Annotated in this window: 18 protein-coding genes; 14 read left to right on the forward strand and 4 right to left on the reverse strand. The window is 63.6% G+C overall.

All coding sequences use genetic code 11. The annotated features are described in order from the left end of the window. Positions 1-32: 32 nt before the first annotated feature. Complete coding sequence (argH, locus tag C7450_RS23485; protein ID WP_170147389.1) at positions 33-1,595, reverse strand: argininosuccinate lyase; 1,563 nt, start codon at positions 1,593-1,595, stop codon at positions 33-35. A gap of 679 nt (positions 1,596-2,274) precedes the next feature. Between argH and C7450_RS23490 the strand changes: the two genes are divergently transcribed. The 3 genes from C7450_RS23490 to C7450_RS23500 all read left to right on the forward strand — a co-directional run bounded on the left by C7450_RS23490 (position 2,275) and on the right by C7450_RS23500 (position 5,814). Continuing rightward, the gene (locus C7450_RS23490; RefSeq protein WP_110376890.1) at positions 2,275-3,435 is read left to right on the forward strand and encodes a M24 family metallopeptidase; all 1,161 of its coding nucleotides are present in this window, start codon (positions 2,275-2,277) and stop codon (positions 3,433-3,435) included. Continuing rightward, positions 3,426-4,592: an aminotransferase class V-fold PLP-dependent enzyme gene (locus C7450_RS23495; RefSeq protein WP_110376891.1), complete on the forward strand. Its 1,167-nt coding sequence runs from the start codon at positions 3,426-3,428 to the stop codon at positions 4,590-4,592. Before C7450_RS23490 ends, C7450_RS23495 begins: the two co-directional genes overlap by 10 nt. 316 nt (positions 4,593-4,908) lie before the next feature. Further along, the gene (locus C7450_RS23500) at positions 4,909-5,814 is read left to right on the forward strand and encodes a LysR substrate-binding domain-containing protein (RefSeq protein WP_110376892.1); all 906 of its coding nucleotides are present in this window, start codon (positions 4,909-4,911) and stop codon (positions 5,812-5,814) included. 459 nt (positions 5,815-6,273) lie between these two features. Here the strand turns inward: C7450_RS23500 and C7450_RS23505 are convergent, their stop codons facing one another. Continuing rightward, positions 6,274-7,062 (reverse strand): ATP-binding cassette domain-containing protein, encoded by a 789-nt coding sequence (locus C7450_RS23505; RefSeq protein ID WP_210206515.1) that lies wholly within the window; start codon positions 7,060-7,062, stop codon positions 6,274-6,276. Positions 7,063-7,131: 69 nt separating this feature from the next. Further along, entirely contained in the window at positions 7,132-8,676 is a 1,545-nt protein-coding gene (locus C7450_RS23510; RefSeq protein WP_110376893.1) for an ABC transporter substrate-binding protein, read from the reverse strand. Between the two features lie 214 nt (positions 8,677-8,890). Between C7450_RS23510 and C7450_RS23515 the strand changes: the two genes are divergently transcribed. Continuing rightward, positions 8,891-10,066 carry a M24 family metallopeptidase gene (locus C7450_RS23515; protein ID WP_110376894.1) on the forward strand — a complete coding sequence of 392 codons (1,176 nt, stop codon included), beginning with the start codon at positions 8,891-8,893 and terminating at the stop codon, positions 10,064-10,066. Between the two features lie 16 nt (positions 10,067-10,082). Beyond that, entirely contained in the window at positions 10,083-11,219 is a 1,137-nt protein-coding gene (locus C7450_RS23520; protein WP_110376895.1) for an aminotransferase class V-fold PLP-dependent enzyme, read from the forward strand. A gap of 48 nt (positions 11,220-11,267) precedes the next feature. On the opposite strand, the gene C7450_RS23525 is transcribed toward C7450_RS23520, so the two are convergent. After that, positions 11,268-11,990 carry a GntR family transcriptional regulator gene (locus tag C7450_RS23525; RefSeq protein WP_170147390.1) on the reverse strand — a complete coding sequence of 241 codons (723 nt, stop codon included), beginning with the start codon at positions 11,988-11,990 and terminating at the stop codon, positions 11,268-11,270. Between the two features lie 161 nt (positions 11,991-12,151). On the opposite strand from C7450_RS23525, the gene C7450_RS23530 reads away from it, so the two are divergent. The 9 genes from C7450_RS23530 to C7450_RS23570 all read left to right on the forward strand — a co-directional run bounded on the left by C7450_RS23530 (position 12,152) and on the right by C7450_RS23570 (position 21,119). Beyond that, positions 12,152-13,339, forward strand: coding sequence for an alpha-hydroxy acid oxidase (locus C7450_RS23530; RefSeq protein WP_110376897.1), 1,188 nt, complete (start codon positions 12,152-12,154; stop codon positions 13,337-13,339). Then, positions 13,332-13,682 carry a RidA family protein gene (locus tag C7450_RS23535; protein ID WP_110376898.1) on the forward strand — a complete coding sequence of 117 codons (351 nt, stop codon included), beginning with the start codon at positions 13,332-13,334 and terminating at the stop codon, positions 13,680-13,682. Before C7450_RS23530 ends, C7450_RS23535 begins: the two co-directional genes overlap by 8 nt. Before the next feature lie 51 nt (positions 13,683-13,733). Further along, on the forward strand, positions 13,734-14,816 hold the full coding sequence (locus C7450_RS23540; protein WP_110376899.1) for an ABC transporter substrate-binding protein: 1,083 nt from the start codon (positions 13,734-13,736) through the stop codon (positions 14,814-14,816). After that, positions 14,816-15,895, forward strand: a complete 1,080-nt coding sequence (locus C7450_RS23545) for an ABC transporter ATP-binding protein (protein WP_110376900.1) — start codon at positions 14,816-14,818, stop codon at positions 15,893-15,895. The genes C7450_RS23540 and C7450_RS23545 overlap by 1 nt, the downstream gene beginning before the upstream one ends. Then, positions 15,888-16,748, forward strand: coding sequence for an ABC transporter permease (locus C7450_RS23550; protein WP_110376901.1), 861 nt, complete (start codon positions 15,888-15,890; stop codon positions 16,746-16,748). Before C7450_RS23545 ends, C7450_RS23550 begins: the two co-directional genes overlap by 8 nt. A 1-nt stretch (position 16,749) precedes the next feature. Next, positions 16,750-17,565: an ABC transporter permease gene (locus C7450_RS23555; RefSeq protein ID WP_110376902.1), complete on the forward strand. Its 816-nt coding sequence runs from the start codon at positions 16,750-16,752 to the stop codon at positions 17,563-17,565. Between the two features lie 104 nt (positions 17,566-17,669). Then, a complete protein-coding gene (locus C7450_RS23560; protein ID WP_110376903.1) occupies positions 17,670-18,827 on the forward strand; it encodes a mandelate racemase/muconate lactonizing enzyme family protein in 1,158 nt (385 codons plus the stop codon). Between the two features lie 23 nt (positions 18,828-18,850). After that, positions 18,851-20,011 (forward strand): M24 family metallopeptidase, encoded by a 1,161-nt coding sequence (locus C7450_RS23565; RefSeq protein ID WP_245450072.1) that lies wholly within the window; start codon positions 18,851-18,853, stop codon positions 20,009-20,011. A 13-nt stretch (positions 20,012-20,024) separates the two neighbouring features. Continuing rightward, positions 20,025-21,119: a hypothetical protein gene (locus C7450_RS23570; protein ID WP_110376904.1), complete on the forward strand. Its 1,095-nt coding sequence runs from the start codon at positions 20,025-20,027 to the stop codon at positions 21,117-21,119. The last annotated feature ends 1 nt before the right edge of the window (position 21,120 follow it).

Raw genomic sequence — 21,120 nt, forward strand, 5'->3', positions numbered from 1 at the left:
TTGCATAGAAGTATTCAGTTTATCTGCTTGGATCATTCATGAGCGAGGTCCGGATGATGATGACTTCCGGCTGGCCGCGCCGCAGCCAAGATTTCTGCAGCGCGGTCGAGTTCCGCGTTGCATGACGCAAGGCGGTGCTGTTCGGTGTCGAGCCAGCTGCGATCTGCCTCGCGATCGGCGGCGGCGGCGCGCAAGAGGGCGTCGACCTGTTCCGGTGCCGCGCCGCCCTGGCTGGTGCAGGCGGCAATGAAGGTTGCCGGGTCCAGCGCGCTCCGGAATTCGGCATCGGTCAGTGCCATATCGAGGCCGGTGACCGACGCGAACAGCCCGGCAGTGGCATCGGTGACGGCGACATCGTTTTCCACGCAATGGCGGACGAAAGCGCCAACCGCGTGATGCGCCTGGCGGTAGGACAGAGTTCCCTGATGAACCAAAAGGTCGGCCAAGCTGCTCGCCGTCGTCCATCCCAGCTGTGCCCGCGCGCCCATGCGTGACGGATGGACAATCAGCGTCTCGATGATGCCGGTCATGAGATCCGTCATATCCGCCGTCGTCTCGAACACGGCGTCGACATGGCCCGGGCTGCGCATCGCCAGATCGCCCGAGCCCATGCCCCGACAGAGGGCCAGAACATTGGAAAACCAGTGCATCGACTGGGCGGCGGCAGTGCGGATGCCCTCCAATGCGATCGGGTTCTTCTTCTGCGGGAAGATGCTGCTTGTGCCGCAATAGCCGGCATCAAGTTCCACCAGGGCGAACTCGTTCGAAGACCAGAGCTGCAAGTCGGTTGCCAGATCATTGATCTCGTTCATGATCAGGCAGGCCGCGGCTGCGATGTCGGCCAGATACTGGATATCCCGGCCGAGCCGGGCGTTCTCCACCAATCCCGCGAATCCCAGAAGCGCCGCCGTGCGCCGGCGATCCAGCGGCCAGGGCGAGCCGGAGCCGCCGACCGTGCCGAGCGGGCTCAGGTTGAGATGGTGATAGGCCTCGAGCATCCGGACGAAAGCCCGGTGGATCTTGTTGGCGAAACCGAGCAGGTAGTGGCCAAACACCCAGGGCTGGGAGGGCTGCAAATGGGTATAGCCCGGCATCAGCGTCCGGCTGTGGCGGGCGGCAAGAGCGAGCAAGGCGTCCTGCAGCGCCACGAGGCGGTCCAGAACAGCTAAGGTGCCGTTGCGTTCATAGAGGCGACGGACGGTCGCGCCCTGGTCGATGCGGCTGCGGCCAGTCGACAGGGCGCCAGCATCCGATTCGCCGACGGCGTTTGTCAGATGGGCCTCGATCTGGAGCACCATGCTGCCGCGCTCCGGCTCGATGCGGAGCCGTGCTTCCGGATCGGCGCGGAGATCCCGGAGCGCGTCGACAAGCCGTGCCGCCTGCGTCGCGGGAATGATGCCACGCTCGGCCAGCATCACGACATGGGCAAGGTCCACAGCCAGAATCTGGTGAAGCTTCGGCAGTTCCTTGCGCAGTCCCGGTTCAAGATAGTAGCGCCGCAGGCGGGGGGCGGGCTTCTTGCCTAGACGGGCGTCTGTCAGAAGGGCGCCGGCGCTACCGGCAGAATGGGGGGCAGAGGATGTGGGCGGCATCATGGGAGGCGGCTCTCTATGGGCGTCGGCGCATTTGCAGCGCATTGACTTGCAGCGTCAACGGCGCAGTCCCTCGCGCCCGGGGCGGCTCATGGGATATGCGGACGATGCTCGGCACGTCGCATTCAGAGCCGGCAGCCAGGATGCCGTTTCCCGCGTGGGGCTCCAAGTGAGAGTGGCATGAAGCGAGAGGCGATGAGGCGAGGGTTGCACATCGCCATAGACCGCCGTCATGGACTGCCACGGTGCCACCGGCTTCGAGAGCCGTGACCCGCCAACTCCCGGCATGAGCCGATGATGCAGGAGGCGGCGACGGCAGCTCCTCTTGCCGCAGCCGGCAGCAGCGCCTGGCGGCGCGTCAATTCGTGTTCGCCAACAATCATCGATATCACTCTGAAAATTTCTTGAACAGAGAGGAGCTCTCAGATTCCTCACATGGTCAAGCTGAATGATCGATCCATCATGAATTAGCATGATGATCGACATTTAAGTTATGGAATTGGGCTGATTTGCACGATCAATGTTCAAATGCGTATAAAATTATATATAACGGTTTATGGGATTTATAGTAAATTTCGTTATACTTGGCAGTGTCAAGTTGACGACGTTACATTTTATCGCGAATGTTGCGTTCTCCGAGGCGGCCCCGATGCCGCGGCTCATAGTCCAGAGTAATCGCGACATGCTGCACTTTCCTGTTTCCGAATTCGATCGCCGCATTCGAAATGTTCGAGCAGAGCTGGAACGACGCGGGTTGGATGCGCTGCTCATATTTGCGCAGGAGAGCCACTATTATCTCACGGGCTTCGATACTGGCGGATACAAGTTCTTCCAGTGCGCGATCCTGACGACAGACGAGACGCCCATCACTCTGATGACGCGCCGGCCAGACTTGCCTCAGGCCAGGCTGACTTCAACGATCGAGGATATCCGGATCTGGGTGGACGCCGAGGGCGCCAATCCAGCCGAACAGTTGAAGACGATTCTTCAGGAAAAGGGGCTCCAGGGCAAACGCCTGGGCATAGAGCTCGACACGCATGGCCTGACAGCCGCCAACTGGGAGAAGGTCCGGGTCGCATGCGACGGGTGGTGCACGTTGATCGATGCATCGACCGTCGTATCGTTGCAGCGCGTCGTGAAATCGCCCCTCGAGCTCGATTATGTGCGACGCGCCGCCAGCCTGGCGGACGAGGTTATTCGCGTCGTGGCCGCGTGCGCGGGGCCGGATGTGCATGAAGGCGAGGTCGAGGCCGCCGCAGGCGCCGCGGTGCTTCGTGGCGGCGGCGATATCACGATCGCCAAGGTGATCATGTCCTCCGGGCCGAATGCAATGATGACGCGCGCTTCCTCCGGTTCGCGAACGATGCGTGCTGGCGAGCAGCTCACCTGCGAATGGGGCGGGATCTACCGGCGCTACCATGCGGGAATCTTCCGCACCTTTGCCATCGGCAAGGCCAAGCCCGAGCACAAGGAGATCTTCGAGATCGCCAATGCCTCATTGCACGCAATGACGGAGGCCGCGATGCCGGGCGAGCCGATCGGCAATATCGACCGCGAGCATCGGCGCGTCTTCGACGAAGCCGGATATGAGAACGAGCGACAGCCCTCGGCCGGATATTCCGTTGGCGCGACCTTCCCCCCGAAGGGCCTGCCGGATTCGCCGCCGCTGCTCTACACCGGCAACCCGATGATCGCCCAGCCGGGGATGACCTTCTTCCTCCATGCAGTCTGGTCGGATCCCCGGACGGGCTCGGCGATGATGCTTGGCCATACGATCGTCATTACTGAAGACGGACGTGAGGTCCTGAGTAAGCTTGTTCCGGAGTACTATGAATGCCTCTAGTTGACGCGCCACTCGATGCGGTGCGGTCAAGGCCCCTCGAAGTCTACCGAGCCCTTTACCCGGTCACCCGCAAGAAAATCTGGCTCAATCACGCATCCATGGGCACGCTGAGCGATCCCGTTGCCGAGGCCCTGCGCAGTTATATCGACGATCATGCCAACGGCAACATCAGCATACCGAGCGACATCGAGCTTGTCGCGAAGGCGCGTGAGGCCGCTGCAGCCTTTATCAATGCCGACGTCGAAGAGATCGCCTTCACCAAGAACGTCGCTGATGCGCTGAATATCGTCGCGCAGGGCCTGGCTTGGCGGCCGGGCGACAGGATCGTCATCGCCGACCAGGAGTTTCCGGCCAACGTCTTCCCATGGACCAATCTGAAGTCCCGCGGCGTCGAGATCGTCACCGTGGCGAGCGTGAAAGGGCGCGTTCCGCAGGACGCCGTGACGGCGGCGATCGATGAGCGGACCCGCCTCGTAGCGCTCTCTTGGGTGGAATTCAGCACGGGCTATCGCAATGATCTAAAAGCGATCGCGGCCGCCTGCCACGCCAAGGGCGCGTTATTCTGTGTCGATGCCATTCAGGCTCTCGGCGCTCTGCCGCTCGACGTCCGCGATACCGACATCGACATCCTCGCGACATCGTCGCATAAGTGGCTCCTGGCGCCAACGGGGGTCGGCTGGATGTATGTGCGCAAGGCGCTCATCGAGCGGATTGGTGTGAGCTATCTCGGCCAGAGCAGCGTCAGCCGTAGCCTCGCGCTCGACTATCTCGACCTTGACCTGCCACTCTGGCCGGACGCGCGTCGCTTCGAGCCCGGCATCCTGAATTATCAGGGGCTCGTTGGGCTGACCGCCGCGATCGCTTTGTTTAACGAGGTCGGGATGGCTCGCGTGCGGGACCAGATCCGCCGCCTCTCGGACAGGGCAGTATCGGGACTGCTCGCCCGCGGATATACCGTGATCAGCAGCCGTGCCGGTGAGGAGTGGTCCGGCGCTGTGTCATTCCAATCGCCCCGGCTGCCGGCGCCAGCGATCCATGCAGCACTCGCCGCGGCACATGTCGTGATCTCGCTGCGGAACGATATCGTGCGGATCTCGCCTCACTACTACAACAACGATGATGATATCGCCCAGTTTCTCGATGCGCTGCCACAGTAGAGCGCGTTTCGACCTGATTGAAGCAGATCGGCGCTCACCTCTTCTATCCAGCAAGACTTGTCGAGCCTGGTTTCGCTCCGGTCGGATTATGATCTCGATGTGGGCCACGCGACCGGGCTGAGCTTCCGAAGTCGCCGCGGCCCGCGAAGTTTGCGCTGCGCATCGGGGAAGCCGCAGCACCGAGGCTTGATCGCCTGGCCCCGTGCGTCTGTGTGCATCCTGGGTTTCCTGCCATATCCCGCACTCTTGCTGACGGCTATACTAGGAGGATAAGAGAACACACGGGCGGGCTCCGCCAACCGAGGTGAACGGCGATATGAATTTCCGGCAGATTGAAGCCTTCTGCGCACTGATGGCCTGCGGAACCGCCTCTCGAGCCGCTGATATTCTGAACGTGACTCAGCCCGCTATCAGTCGATCGATTGCCGAACTGGAGCGCGAAGTCGGATTCCCGCTGTTCACCCGTGAGCGCCGTCGTATGATCCCGACCCCGGAAGGGCAGATGCTGTACCGCGAGTCGGAGGACGCGTTCGCGGGCATCGAAAGGATCCGAATGACCGCGGCGCGAATCCGCAATCTCGGTTCCGGTGACCTCAGAATTGCCAGTCTGCCCGCCCTTGGCGATACGCTTGCGCCGCGGGCGGTGAAGTTGTTTCAGGAGGCCAATCCCCATGTTCCGGTGACGCTGCGAGTCGTAGGTTCTTCCTCTGTCCGCGAGCTCATCCTTTCAGGGGAATACCACATCGGCATCGTCTCAAATGAGATTGATCTGCGCGGCGTCGAGCGTCAGCTCTTCGAGCGATACGCGGCCGTCTGTGTGATGACAGCCTCTCATCCGCTAACAGCAAAGGGCTTGATCACGGCGGAAGATCTCGCGGGCCAAGCATTTGTGCTTCCCTCGCCGGAAGATGCATCACGCATCAAGATCGATCAAATCTTTGGACATCGTAATATCAGGTTGCGCGTCGTTGCAGAGGCCTACTCCTCTGCAACTGTTTGCGCTCTTGTTTGCGAGGGAGTTGGAATCGGAATTGTGAACCCTCTAGCAGCCGAGAAATACATCAGAAGCGGACTGGTGGTGCGACCGTTCCTGCCAGAAGTCGTGCTGATGACAAGCTTAATATACCCTCTGGGTTTGCAGAATTCGATCATTTCGAGGCAATTTTCGGACGTCCTGCGTAGTGTGTCGAAAGGCATTGCGCCATCTGGAGATGCTGTATAGCGTCCAGTAAATAATGTAATTCGCGCTTCGCGAGCTTTCTTACATCATGAGGAGCAGCCAAACCAATCATGAGGCAATCATGGCCTGCGATGGCGAAGGCCGCTTGCGAAGTCGGTCGCGTCGATCGCTGAAGCCGGTCTGCATTCGGCAAAGCAATGCCGAACAATTGCATTGCGCAAGATCATAGACGTATCAAGCGTCGAAAGCTCGATGATCGGCTTCAAAACATCCGCCTGCCGCGACGATCCTGTCCGGGATCGAAAATGGTCCACACCATGCGCAAACGACAGGCGAGGTACGTCCACAATCCAGCACCATCACTCGTCGACGAGTTTGAAGTCCTGGCGGCCTGAATACCGTATCCGATCAATGTGTTGGTCCAAATGGCAAGTTTGCGACAAAGCCCGGAAGTGCAGGCTTTGTCAGGATGCAGTGCTTTGACCCGTTGTCCCACGCTGATCAGACCGCGGAGGCGATCAGTTGCTGGGTGTAGTCGTGGCGCGGGTTGGCAAAGAACTGGGCCGAAGGACCGGTCTCGACAATCTGGCCCTTGTACATGACCGCCACGTCGTCGCTGATGTGACGGACCAAATGCAGGTTGTGAGAGATGAAGAAATAGGTTAGCCCCAGATCGGCCTGCAACCGCAGCAGCAGGTTGACAATCTGCGCCTGAACCGAAACATCAAGCGCGCTGGTTGGCTCGTCCAGCACCAGCAATTCGGGTTCGAGCACCAACGCGCGGGCGATAGCGATGCGCTGGCGCTGGCCGCCGGAAAATTCGTGTGGAAAGCGGCTGCCCTGATCCTCGCGCAGTCCGACCAGTTGCATCATCTCGGCCACCCGCGCCACGCGCGAGGCCGGGTTCCCCGACCCGTGGATATCCAGCGGCTCGCGGATCAGCCGGGCCACGGTCTTGCGTGGGTTCAGCGATGAATAAGGGTCTTGGAAAACGGTCTGAAACCCCCGCCGCAACGCCGTGAGGCGGCGGCGGTCAGCCGAAACCAGTGATTCCCCTTTGAATAGCACATCGCCCGCCGTGGGCCGGGCCAAAAGCGTCGCGCAGCGTCCAAGGGTGCTTTTCCCGCTGCCGCTTTCGCCCACCAGCCCCAGCGTGGTGCCGCGTCGGATGGTCAGCGACACGCCGCGCACGGCCTGCACGACCGGCCCACCACCACCCAGCAGCGAACGGCCCGACCCATAGGTCATGCTCAGGTCCCTGATCTGCACGATGGCATCGGTGGAAGACACGGCAGGCTCCTTGACTGGTTGGGTATGCCAGCTTCGGGGCAGGCCGCCCGCCCGGAAGGTATAATCCTATCAGGCCCAGTGCAGGTGCTGTGCCGAAATCGGCAGCGTCACCACATTCAGCGCCCCTTCCAGTTGGGCCATGCCCTGCAGGCTGGATTTATAGGCCATCGCGTCATCGCGCCATGAGATGAATATCCACGGGCTCAGTTCCAGCAGATACAGCTCCAGCTCGCGGTAGATCTCCTTGCGGCGCGTCTCGTCCTGTTCGGCCCGGCCGGCGGCGAGCAGTTTGCTGACGCGGGCATCCTCGAACTTCGCGCCGTTTGCCCAGAACCCGGTGCCGGGACCGAAGAAATAGTCATAGGCAAGGTTTGGATCGGGGCCCCGTACATTGGTTCCGTACAGGATCAGATCATAATTGCCGGTGTTCTTACGGTCGACCACGGTAGGAAAATCGACCAGCTGGATGTTGGTTTTGATGCCGATAGCCGCCAGATTAGCCGCGATGATCTGGCCCACGACGACATAGACCGCCGGCGTCTGCGCCACCATGAAGTCGATCTTCAGCCCCTCGACCCCTGCTTCTGCCAACAACGCCTTGGCCTTTTTGGGGTCATAGCCAAAGGCATCGGCGGTATCTGGGTTGTGGAAGGCCGAGGTCGCCGGCATCGGCATACCAGACAGCGGCTTGCCATAGCCAAAGAACGCCGCCATCGACACCGCGTTGCGGTCAATTGCCCAGGCGATGGCCCGGCGTACCCTGGGGTCGGCCAGCCGCGGCATCGACACATTGCAAAACAGACTCATGAACGCCGCGGGTGCCGAGAACACGGTAATCCCCGATGCGGCCTTCAGCGCGTTGATCTGGTTCCACGGCACGGTGTCGATAACATCCACGCTGCCCGTCCGTAGCGCGTTGATGCGGGCGCTGTCATCGGCGATGGACCGGTAGGTGATAGTTTCAAGCTTGGCGGGGCCTTCATAAAAGGCGGGGTTTCGTGTGACCACCGTCTGCACCTTGGGATCAAAGCTTTTCAGCATGAAGGGGCCGGTTCCGTTGGCCTCGACCGCAACATTGGGGGCGCTGGCCATCCATCCGGCAGACACGATGGCGACCTCTTCGGTGGCCAGCACGGCGGGAAAGCTGACATCTGGCTGCGGCAGGCTGAACACCACGGTCAGATCGTCCCGCGCCTCGACCTTGACCCCTGCCAGCGGCTTGGCCAGCGTGGCGCCGACCGCGGGATCTTGGATACGCGCGAAGGTATAGATCACATCGGCGGCCGTGAACGGCTGGCCCTTGTGGAAGGTCACCCCCGATTTCAGCCTGACCACAAAGGTCGACGGGTCGGTAAATTCCCAGCTTTCGGCGAGCTCGCCCACCATCCGGCCTTTGGTGTCATAGCCGATCAGCCGGTCATAGATGACGGTCAGCGTCTTGCGCCAGACCGAGCTGGCCGCGACATGGGGATCCAGCCCCGCCAGCAGGCCCAGCGTGCCAAAGGTCAGCGTTCCGCTGCCAGCGGCCGGGGACTGGGCGAAGGCGCGAAATGCCAGCGAACTGCTCATGCCCAGCGCCGCGGCACCCAGCATCATCTGTCGGCGATCTACCATGCAGGTCTCCCCTGTCGTCACGGAAGTGTTGCTATTATCGTTACAGCGTTTCTGATAAAGGCTTGTCAGGCCCTCTGTCAAGGGGGCTCTGGTCGGCCAGACCCAATTTGTTACGACTATCGTGACAGTGTTGACAGTTATTGCGCGCCACCATAATCGTTACGTTGTACCGATATTGGTTACACTGTTACCGTGCCCTGAAGAAAGCGACCCCATGCCCTTCGTCCCCCTACCAACATCGCTGACCGATCTGGCCCGGGCCCGGCTGGCCCGGCTGCGCACGGCGCTGGAAAGGTCCGATACGGATGCGGTCCTGCTCTTCAGCCCCGAGAACTTTCTGTATGCGACGGGCTATGAAAGCATGCCGGCGGCGATCAACCGCCGGTATGTCCATTGCGCCGTCGTCACGCCTGACCGGTTGTTGCTGGTGGTTCCGGCGGCCGATTTCGCCGCAGCCATCGAAGCCGGGGTGCCGATCAGCGACATCCTGACCTTTGGCACCTTCTATTTCAGCGGCACCACACCATCGGCCCATACCACGCCACAGCACCCCGATTTCCCAACCGCGCTGGATCGGGCGCTGTCGGTCGTCGCCCCCCGCCGGCTGGGGGTTGAAATGGACCACGCGCCCGCGCCGGTGGTGCCGCTCTTGCAGGCACGGGGGATCGGCCATGCAGACGCCGTGCCCTTCATGCTGGCGGTGCGTGCGGTTAAACTGCCGGGTGAGATTGCCCTCCTGCGGGCCGCGGCCCGGATGACCGAAGCCGCCATCGAGGCCGGGATGCAGGCGGCCCGCATCGGCGTGACGGACAAGGAGGTGGCTGCGGTCGTGGCCGCCGCCATGTCGGTCGGCGGGGGCTACCCGCGCAATGTCACCGTAGTGGGCGGGCTCGACAGCGCCTTTGCCGATGCCTTTGCCCGCGAAAGACCGCTGGCCCCGGGCGACCTGCTGCGGTTTGACGTGGGCTGCAACTACTACGGCTACAAATCCGATCTGGCCCGCACCGCCGTGATGCGCGAACCCACACCCCTGCAGCAGACCCGGTACGAGGCGCTGCGCCTGGGCCTGAAGGCCGAGGTCGACACGGCCCGCGCCGGGGTGACAGCCGGCGAGATATTCGAAGCCGGGTTGCAGGGCATCACCGAGGCAGGGTTTCCCGACGTGCGCCGCCACCATCTGGGCCATGCCATCGGCATGTCGGTCTATGAGCTGCCCATCATCACGCCGGGCAGCACGGCGGTGCTGCAGGCCGGATCGACCTTCTGCCTTGAAACCCCCTATTACGAACCCGGTTGGGGCGGGATGATGTGCGAAGATACCGGCATCGTCACCGAAACCGGCTTCACGCTGATCTCCTCTATGGATCGCAGCCTGCGCATTTTGGACTGACCCCGAGGACCCGAACATGAACCTGGCCGAAGCCCGCAGCGATTTTCCCATCGTCTATCGCCGTGCCTATCTGAATGCCTGCTCGCTGATGCCGCTGTCGAACCGGGTGGTCGGCGCGGTGCATGCGCAGCTGGGCGACCTGCAACTGAACGGGCGCAACAATTCGCCCCACCGGATCCGCTTTGCCGAAGAGCATATCCGGCCCGCCATTGCCCGGTTGATCGGTGCCAGCGCCGCCGAGATCGCCTTCGTCAAGAACACGACCGAGGGGCTGAATATCGTCGCCAACAGCATCGACTGGCGCGAGGGCGACAATGTGGTGATCGCCAATATCGAGTATCCGTCGAACGTGTACTGCTGGCTGAACCTGCAGCGCCGCGGCGTGCAGATCCGCTGGGTGGATGCCAAGGCGGCGGGCGGCCGCGTGCTGGTGGATGACATCGCCCAGCTGATCGACAGCCGCACCCGGCTGGTCTCGGTCAGCTGCGTGCAGTTCTCGACCGGCTACCGGCAGGATATGGAGGCGACGGGCGCGCTGTGCCACGAACGCGGCGTTCTGCTGAACTACGACGCCATCCAGGCCGCGGGCGTACTGGATATCGACGCCACTCGTACGCATTTCGATTTTATGTCGGCCGGCGGGCACAAATGGTTGGGCGGGCCGATGGGCACGGGGTTTTTCTACTGCCGGTCGAGCGCGCTAGGCCACCTGCATCCCCATGCCATCGGCCCCGGGTCGATGACAAACGAGGAAACCGACATAGACTATGACATCGGGCTGATGCAGCCCGATGCCCGTCGGTTCGAAGAGGCGCTTCCCAACTATCCCGGGTTGTGGGGACTGCAAGCCTCGCTCTCCACCATTCTGGCGCTGGGCACAAAGTTGACCGAGGCGCATGCGATGGCGCTAGTCGCCCACGCGATAGAGGGGCTGAAGCGCAAGGGCTATCTGATCCACAGCCCGTCAGAACCGGCGGCGCGGTCTGGCATCCTGACCTTCCGTCATCCCGGACTGCCCAGCGCCGAACTGAACGAACGTCTGGTGCTGGCGGGGGTGGATGTGACGGTGCGGCAGGGCAATCTGCGGATCGCGCCGCATTTCTATAACGACACCGGCGATATCGACCGGCTGCTCGACGCGCTGCCTGCATAGCGCCGTCCGGTTGAGGGGACAACCCATCCCTCACCGCCCCAGACCCACCTAAAGGCCCAGTCGCCCCAGCTGGGCCAGCGGGCCGGTTGCCTGTGGGCTGGTCGCCTGTTCGACCAGATAGGTGCCGGTCTTGCGGATGTCCTGGGCCATAGCTAGTTCCGCCGCAGCACCGTCCCGCAGCGACAGCGCCGCCAGCAGCTCGATATGGGACGAGGTATCCCACAGATTGGGCGAGTTCAGTGAGAAATACATCGTGGGGCCTGACCGCAGCCACAACGCTTCGATGATCGGCATCAGGATGTCCGATTCGGCATGGCGGTATAGGGTGAAATGGAACCGCTGGTTGACCTGCAGCACTCCGGCCATGTTGCCGTCACGATGCTCGGCCTGAAGATCGCGGTTGATCGCCGTCAGCGAATCAATCAGCTGCGGCACGGCCTTTTCCGCAGCTATCCGGGCAGCCAGCCCTTCAATCCGGATCCTGACTTCGAACAGCTCCCTCAGCGTGCCGCTCGACATGCGCGGCACCCGCAACGAACGGTTGGGCAGTTCCTCCAGCACATTCGCGGCCAGCAGCCGGCTCAGGCTTTCGCGCACCGGCATGGCGCTGGTGCCGAGGCTTGACGCCAGCTTGCGCAGGCTGACCGCCTGCCCCGGCACGAATAGCCCCGACATCAGCCCATACTGGATGCTGGCCAGCACGCGGTCTTGCATTTTGCCACGGCCCGAAGCCGTTCCGTCGTCATCGGCCCCATCCGGTGCTTCATTCATGGGCAACATCAACTCTCCTTGTCGGCAGGTCTGGATTCTTCTTGCTGGCGGCTTGACAGGCAGAAAATGTGATTACAATGTGTGATCACAGTTAGGGATCTCAATATGGTCACTGCTAGCAATCGAACGCCGCTAGGGCAACCTGAATCTGGACCCCGCCGATGAAGGCTGCCCGCGCCAGGGCCGAGCTTGTTTCGGTCGACGACTACAGCAAGGCTGCGCATCGCGTGCTGCCGCGGATGATCGACGATTTCGTGCGCGGCGGCGCGTTGGACGAACGGACGCTTGCGCGCAACGCGGCGGGGTTCGATGACCTGTGGCTGCGCGCCCGCAGCTTCAGCGCCGCATCGCAGGTGGAACTGGGCACGACCGTTCTAGGCAGCCCGATCACCCTGCCGGTGATGACGGCGCCCACCGGCGCCTCGGGCCTGTTGTGGCCGGGGGGCGAGGCCGCAACTGGCCGCGCCACTGCCGCTTGCGGAACAATCATGCAGGTGAGCGCGGGTTCACTGCAATCCATGGAGGACATTGCGGCTGGCTCGCAAGGGCCCAAATGGCTGCAGCTGTTCCTGTACAAGGACCGCGGGCTGACCACCGAATTCCTGCAGCGCGCCAAAGCGGCGGGCTATCGGGCGATCATGGTCACCACCGACTGCCCGGTGCACGGGCGCCGGGAACGTGACAGCCGAAACGGCTTTACCATGGAACGGCGAATTCGCTTCTCGCGGCTGGTGGACACGGCACTGCGCTATCGCTGGTGGCTGCGCATGGCCGGGGCGCCGCAGTTTTCGCTGCGCAATTTCGAAGGCCGCGCCACGGGCGGGCTGGTTGACATGGCCGCCTATATCGCCAGCGTGCTGGACCCCGATGTGACGTGGGCCGATCTGGACTGGCTGCGCGGCCAGTGGGACGGGCCGCTGGTGATCAAGGGCATCCTGCATCCAGATGACGCGCGCCAGGCGGTGGCAGCGGGGGTCGACGGCATTCAGGTGTCCAACCACGGCGGGCGCCAGCTAGACGGGACCCTGGCCACGATCGACGCCCTGCCCGCGGTGGTGGATGCCGTGGCCGGCAAGGTGCCGGTGCTGCTGGACGGCGGCGTGCGCCGGGGTACCGACGTGATAAAGGCGCTGGCACTGGGTGCCGCCGCCTGTGCCATCGGGCGGTCACATCTGTGGGGGTTGGCGGTGGCGGGCGAGCGCGGCGTGGCCGCGGTACTGGACATCCTGGCGGCCGAAATGCGCAACGCGATGATGATCGGGGGTTGGCGGTCGGTGGCTGATCTACGCCGCGTATCGGTCTGCCAGCTGCGCCGGCCCGATTTTCAAAGGGAGCTCATGAATGCATGATATCAGACGCATAGGCGACAACGTGCGGATGCGCGACTGCGTGATCCACAACGGAACGGTCTATTTGCGTGGGCTGACCGCGCGCGGCGGCCCCACCGATGCGGCTGGGCAGGCGCGGGTGGTTCTAGAGCAGCTGGACGGCCTGCTGGCCAAGGCCGGGACCACGCGCGACAGGCTGCTGGCCGTCACTATCTGGCTGACCGACATGGCCGATTTCGATGCGGTGAACGCCGTCTACGACGGCTGGGTGGTGCCCGGCGCGCAACCGGTGCGGGCCTGTGTACAGTCGCAACTGGCCGCCCCCGAACTCAAGATCGAGGTGCAGGCCACCGCGGCGCTCTAGGCCCGGTTGGCATCGGGCATAAATGGTCAAATAATCGACAGGGGAACCACAATGACCAAGATCACGACAGGCCGTCCCACCGCGATGAGCCGGCGGCGACTGGTGCAGACCGGCAGCGGGCTATTCGCCCTGGGGTTGGCGGCCCCCTGGGTTGGCCGTGCCCATGCCGCCGTGGAAAACGAGCTGATCTTTGCCGGTACCGGCGGCATCACCCAGAAGCTGATCGAGCAGGAGATCTTTCCCGCCTTTGCCGCCAACCACGGCGGGCTTCGGCTGACCTATGTCTCCAGCCCCACCTCTGAAAACGTGGCCAAGCTGCGCACCCAGCGCGGCACGCCGTCGATTGATGTGATCTGGCTGGCGGGCGCGCAGACCTATCAGGTTGCCGACGAAGGGCTGGTGGCAGAGCTGGATATTGGCCGCATGCCGAACGCCCAGAACATTCCGGCCGAACGCCGCACCGAGACCCGCTCGCTGCCGCTGGGCAATACAACGGCGGGCCTCCTGTATAACGAGCGCATCTTCAAGGAGAAGGGGCTGCAGCCACCGACCTCGTGGTTCGACATGTGGGACCCGAAATACCGCGCCCACACCGGCATGCTGAACATCGGCAGCACCAGCACGGTGGCCACCCTGCCGCTCCTGGCTAAGGCGCTGGGCAGCGATCCCTATGATTTCGACGCGGCCTTTGCCAAGCTGGGCAAGCTGCGCGCCAATGTCTACGACTTCTTCACCGCCTCTGGCCCGATGGATACCATGGTGCAGTCGGGCGATCTGTGGATGTGGTCGCACATCGCCGCTCGCGCCATGCAGTACCAGAACAGCGGCTTCCCGGCCCGGTTCGTGACACCCAAAGAGGGGGCGGTGGGCTACAGCGCCTCGTTGGGCATCGTCAAAAACGCGCCGCATATCAACGCGGCCTATGCATGGCTGGACTATCTGTACACCCCCGGCGTCCAGCAGAAGCTGGCCGAGGTGATCGGTTATACCCCCGTCGTGCCGGGGATCGAGATCCCCGAGGCGCTGCGCGAATTCCACCCAGCCCCCGATAAGCTATTCGTCCCCGACATGCGCCGTATGCAGACGCTGCTTCCTGATCTGGTGCAGCGCTGGAACCGGGAGGTCGAGGGTTGATGCGCTTACAGGACATCACGAACCCGGCCGGCGTTTCGCTTGATCTTGAACAGGTCGAGGTCAACTACGGTGGCGGGGCCGTGCTTGCGGACTTCTCGCTCGGCATTGAGCCGGGCGAGTTGTTCGGGCTGATCGGACCTTCGGGGTGCGGAAAATCCACCTCGCTGGGTGTGATCGCCGGGTTCATACCGATCGAACGCGGTAAGGTAAGGCTGGGTGGGCGCGACGTAACGGGCCTGCCGTCGCAGAAGCGCGAAGTCGGCGTGGTGTTCCAGAACTACGCGCTGTTCCCGCATATGACGGCGGCCGAGAACATCGGCTATGGCCTGCGTGTCAGCCACGACATGGCCGACTATGACGCCCGCATCCAGTCGCTGCTGGATCTGGTCAAGCTGAGTGCCAAGGGCGGGCGCCTTCCGCGGGAATTGTCGGGCGGCGAACAGCAGCGCGTGGCCATCGCCCGCGCTCTGGCGATCAGGCCCAAGGTGTTGTTGCTGGATGAACCGCTGTCGAACCTAGACGCCCGCCTGCGTGGCGAGATGCAGGAGGAGCTGCGCCGTATCCAGCGCGAGGCGAAGGTGACCACGATCTTCGTGACCCATGACCAAGATGAGGCCTTTGCAGTCTGCGACCGAGTGGCGATCATGAATCTGGGCCGCATCGAACAGCTTGGCAGACCGCGCGATCTATATCGTCGACCGGCCACCCGCTTCGTCGCCCGCTTCATCGGCAAGTCCAGCCGGCTGCAGGGCCGCGCTGCGGCGGCAGACACGCTGGAGATCGCAGACGCGCAAATCCGCACCGCAACGCCGATGCAGCCGGGCCGCACCTATGAGCTGTACCTGCGGCCCGAAGACATCTCTATCGGCGCCGCGGTCCATACCGACAACCGGTTCGAGGGCCGGGTCACCTCCATGCTGGAGGCTGGCCCGCACCGCTATTACTCCGTCCGGTTTGACGGGGGCGAGGTACAGGCGATGTTCTCGGCCCGGGCCGAGACCGACTTTGATCTGTCCGCACCGGTCTGGATCGGCTGGCCGGCACAGGCGGGTGCCCTGCTGGAGGGGTCCGATGGCTGAGGCTGTTTCCCTCAGGGTCGACTGGCCCCGCCTGGTGCTTTACAGCGCCATGCTGGCCCCGCTCTTCATAATCCTGCTTTTCTTCTTTGTGGTGCCGCTGGGTATCGTAGCCGGCAACAGCTTGACTGGCACCGGGGTCGACGCGGCCTTTCCATCGGTGAGCCAGTACACGTCGATCCTGACCGACAGCTACTATCTGGGCATCCTGTGGCGCACGGTCGTCGTGGGGCTCGCGGCCACGCTGGGCGCGCTGGTCCTGGGCTATCCGGCGGCGCTGGTGCTGTTCTTCTTTCAGGGGCGGTGGCGGCAAGTGTTCCTGTTCGTGATCATCTCGCCGCTGTTCATCAGCGTAATCGTGCGCACCTATGGCTGGATGGTGCTGCTGGGACCGGGCGGGCTGCCGTCACTGCTGCCGTCCGAAATCCGCCCGCGACTGATCAAGACCGAGTTCGCCATCATGGTGGGTCTGGCGCATATCTACATTCCCTACATGGTGCTGTCGATCAACTCGGCTATGTCGCGCATTGACGCGCGTTACCTTCGGGCCGCCGCCACGCTGCGGGCCTCGAACTACCAGATTTTCCGCGATATCATCCTCCCGCTGTCAGCACCGGGTGTCGTGGCAGGCTGCGCCATCGTGTTTTCGCTGTCGATGACGTCCTTCAGCACGCCGATCCTGCTGGGCGGATCGGGCAACAAGACGATGCCCTATTTGATCTACCAGCAGAATTTAGTGGTGGGCGACTGGGCCACGGGTTCGGCACTGGCCATCGTGCTGCTGGCTGTGACCATGTCGGTGCTGGTGACGCTGACCCTGCTGAGCCGCCGAGTGATGACCCGGGTGGGAGGTTGACATGACCACGGGCCTTTTGCGCACCGGCGGCCGCATCTACGCCATCCTATTCTGCATCTTCATGCTGGCGCCGATGATCGTAGTGCTGGGCGCCTCGTTCACCGGCGAAGGCTATATCAGCTTTCCGCCTCCCAGCCTGTCGCTGCGCTGGTATCAGGAGGTGTACCATAACGACACCTTCATGCGCGCGCTGCGTTACAGTCTTGAGATCGCGTCCATTACTGCGGCGGCTTCGGGGGCGCTGGGGGTTGCGGCGGCGGTGGTACTGGTCAACCGCGACATTCCGGGCCGCGGGCTGCTGGTCACGCTGGCGACCATGCCGCTGACATTGCCGCATATCGTGCTGTCCATCGCGCTGTTGCAGCTGTTCGGGCAGTTTGCCGTGCCGACGGCGCCCTATGCGCTGCTGGCGGGCCATATCCTGATCACCGCGCCCTATGTGCTGCGCCTGACCATGTCCAGCCTCGGCGGGCTGGACCCGCGGCTGCAACTGGCCAGCTACACCCTTGGGGCTTCCTATGCGCAGACGCTGATGCGGGTCGTCCTGCCGCTGGGCATGCGTGGCATCACGGCAGGTCTGCTGTTCGCCTTCCTGCTTTCGTTCGACGAGGTGACGATCTCGCTTTTCACCGCGCTGCCGGGCGCCCAAACCCTTCCGGCTGAGATCTTCAACTATGCCTCGCAGGGGGCCGATCCGATCATCGCTTCGGCCAGCGGCATCATGATCATCATCAGCGCGCTGGGTGTAGTCGCTATCGAGCTGAGCTTTGGCCTGCTGCGGATGATCGCGGGCGAAGAAAGGCCGCGCCGCAGCTGACTTCCGGCGCGGCCCGGCCGCCCGTTCCAAGACCCAATCCCCTCCCTTCAGCGCGCGGCCATGCCCGCAGCGCCTAGGGACAGCTGTACCCGACGGAGCCTGCAGTGCCGACGATTTCGCAGATCGAGACGATCCTTGTTCGCCTTCCCACCCGACGCCGGCATCAGTGGACCGGCCTGACCGAACCCATCGGCCAGTATCTTATGGTCCGCATGACCGACAGCGACGGCCGCACCGGCTGGGGCGAGGCGCCCGCGCTGAAGGACTGGGGCGGCGAGTTCGGCCGTTACTTCGGCGAAAGCACCGCCGTGGCCGGGCTGGTGATTGAGCGCTATCTGACCCCAGCCATCGACGACCACCCGCTGGGCGATGTGATCGGCCTGCACCGGCGCATGGATACGATCATCAAGGGATATCCCTATGCCAAGGCCGCGATAGAGTTCGCCTATCTGGACCTGACCGGAAAATGGCTAGGCGTGCCGGTGCATACGCTTTTGGGCGGGCTGACGCGTGACCGGGTGGCGGTCACGCATTCAATCGGCCTGATGTCGGTCGAGGAGGCGGTGGCCGAGGCGGCCAAAGTCGCGGCCGAGGGCATCCGCTCGATTAAGATCAAGGTCGGCGTTGACGCCGCCCGCGACATTCGCATCGTAGGCGAAATCCGCGCGGCCGTTGGCCCTGACACTCGCCTGTGCGTAGACGCTAACGAAGGCTATGCCACCCCGGGCGAGGCCATACGCACTTTCCGCGCGATGGAAAAGTTCGATCTGGCCTATTTCGAACAGCCAGTCATTGGGATCGAACGCATCGCTGAAGTGGCCCGGGCCATCGATACCCCGGTCATGGCCGACGAATCCGCCTGGAACTCGCACGATGCGCTACAGATCGCCCAAGCCCGCGCGGCGCAGATCGTCTCGCTTTACACCACCAAAGCGGGCGGGCTGTGGAAGGCGATGGAGGCCGCAGCCGTCTGCCGGGCCGCGGGCATCGTCTGCAACGTCAACGGCTCGGTCGAAACCGGGGTTGGCAACCTTGCCAATGTGCATCTTGCCGCCGCAGCTCCCGCGGCCACGCTGTCGAACGTGATCCCCGTTTCAACCCCGGCCCAGTTCCAGACCGGCACTATCGGCGGGATCTACTACTCGGACGACCTGCTGGTTGCGCCACTGGAGCTGATGGACGGCCATATCACCGTGCCCACAGCGCCGGGCATGGGTATCGCCGTCGATGAGGCCAAGATCGACCGCTACCGCGTGTCGTGACCGTTTCGCAAAGGACCATTCCCATGACGCTGCATGCCACCCTCTCGCCGCGCGAGGAAATCATCACCCGCCAGGTCGCCGCGATGCGCAGCGACGGGCTTGATGCCAATATCTCGTGCTCGCCCGAGGGTTTTGCCCATCTGACCGGGTTCGTCGTGCCTTCGCAGCCGCTGATACGCCACCGCCACGCCATGGCGATCCTGTCGGCGGCAGGTGACCTGTCGCTGTTCGGCGTGGATATGGAGGAGTCGACGATCCGCCGCCAGGCCCCCGCCCCGCATCTGACCGTCTGGGCCGAGTTCCGCGACGATCCCATGGCCGTGCTGGCCGACCGACTGACTACACTGGGGCTGGGCTCTGCGCGGATCGGGATTGAGCTGGATTACCTTCCGGCAGCCGATTTCGCCCGGCTGGTCCGTCTGATGCCAGCCGCCCGGTTCGAACCCATCGATGCCATGCTGGCCCGCCTGCGGCAGATCAAGACCCCCGCCGAGATCGCGCTTCTGCGCGAGCTGTCGCGCATTGCCGACCGGGCGATTGCCGATGCATATGCCGCCGTAGGCCCTGGCAGTTCGGAAATGGACATCGCCGCCGCCCTGACCCGCCGGGTCTATGAACTGGGGGCAGAGCATTTCAAACTGCTGATCGTGGCCACGGGCGAACGCAGCCAGTTGCCCAACGTCGGCCCCACCGCCCGCATCCTGCAAAAGGGCGACATCTGCCGGGTCGAGATCTTTGCGGTCAGGGCGGGCTATCAGGCGGGCGTCTGCCGCACGGCCTATGTCGTGGAACCACCGCCCATGGCCGAAAAGATCTGGTCGCTCCTGGCCGATTGCAAGCAGCGCATCCTTGATCAGGTGCGCCCCGGGGCCAGTTGTCTGGCCATATATCAGGATTTCATCGGCCGGCTGGCTACGATGAACCTGCCGCCGATCTCGTTCGTGGCACATGGAATCGGCCTGCATCTGCACGAAGACCCCTATATCGGCGAGACCCCCACCATCGGCCGGCCGGGACAGGATACCCGGCTGGAGGATGGCATGGTCCTAGGGTTCGAGCCGCTCTGCTACCGCACGGGCTTTGGCTACGGGATGCAGAACAAGGATCTTCTGTGCGTGACCGCTTCGGGGGCGGAACTGCTGTCGGACCACACCAATACCGACCGGCTGATCCGTGTCGGCTGAGGGAGAGCACCAGATGAACGATACCGCAGAGGCCGCCGGCTGCGACATCCTGATCCTGGGATCGGGCTATTTCGCCGAGGTGATGGTGGCCGACCTGGCGCTGGCCGCCAATACACCGCTGCGCGTGGTGATTGGCGGACGTAATGCCGCCCGTTGCGGCTGGCTCGCACTGGCGGGCAATTCGCGGGCGGCACTGCACGGCCGGCCGGCCCGGTTCGACAGCGCCAGTGTCGATTTCGATAGCCCCGACCGGCTGGATGCAGTGCTGGGCCGGCTGCAGCCACGGGTGGTGGTGCAATCGGCCTCGATGCAATCGCCCTGGAAGGTCGATGTGCTGGATAGCGAATGGTCACGCGTGGTGGCCGAAGGCGGCTTTGGCATCACCATCGCCTTTCACTCCGTGCTGTCGGCGCGGACGGCGGCTGCGGTCGCCCGGACGGTGCCGGGGGCACATTTCGTCAACACCTGCTATCCCGATGGAGTGAACCCCCTGCTGGCGCGCGCGGGGCTGCCGGTCGCCACAGGCGTCGGCAACGTGTCGATCTATTCATCGGTGATCGCTGGGCTTCTGCGGCCTGAAGAGCGGCAGCACCTGCGCGTGCTGGGGCACCACCATCATCTTGTCCAGTGGCGCCGCACACCCGGCACCCGCAGCGGCGCACCGGTGCGAGCCTGGGTGGACGGCGTCGAGATCGTCGATACCGAGGCGCTAACCGGACACCTTCAACTGCCCTACCGCGACCTGAACCTCATTTCGGGCGGTGGCGCGGTGCCGGTGCTGCTGGGGCTGGCCGGAGCGTGGTCGGGCCGAGCGCATGTGCCGGGCCCTCGCGGGCTTCCGGGTGGCTATCCGGTGCAGGTTTCGCAGGCGGGCGTCACGCTGGACCTGCCGCCGGGGCTGACCGAGGCCGAGGCCATCGCCTGGAACCGCGGCTTTGACGAGGCCGATGGCGTGTCCGTCGAGAATGACGGGCGAGTCGTCTATTCTGCAGCCGGCCAGCGCGCGCTGGCACGCCACAGCGCCGAACTGGCGCAGGGGTTCAATGTGGGCGCGGTCGAAGAGGCCGCACGCGAACTGGGTGACTTGCGCGCCCGCCTGGGGGGTTGAG

Origin of the sequence: Chelatococcus asaccharovorans (assembly GCF_003201475.1) — a bacterium.
GTDB classification, from domain to species: Bacteria; Pseudomonadota; Alphaproteobacteria; order Rhizobiales; family Beijerinckiaceae; genus Chelatococcus; species Chelatococcus asaccharovorans.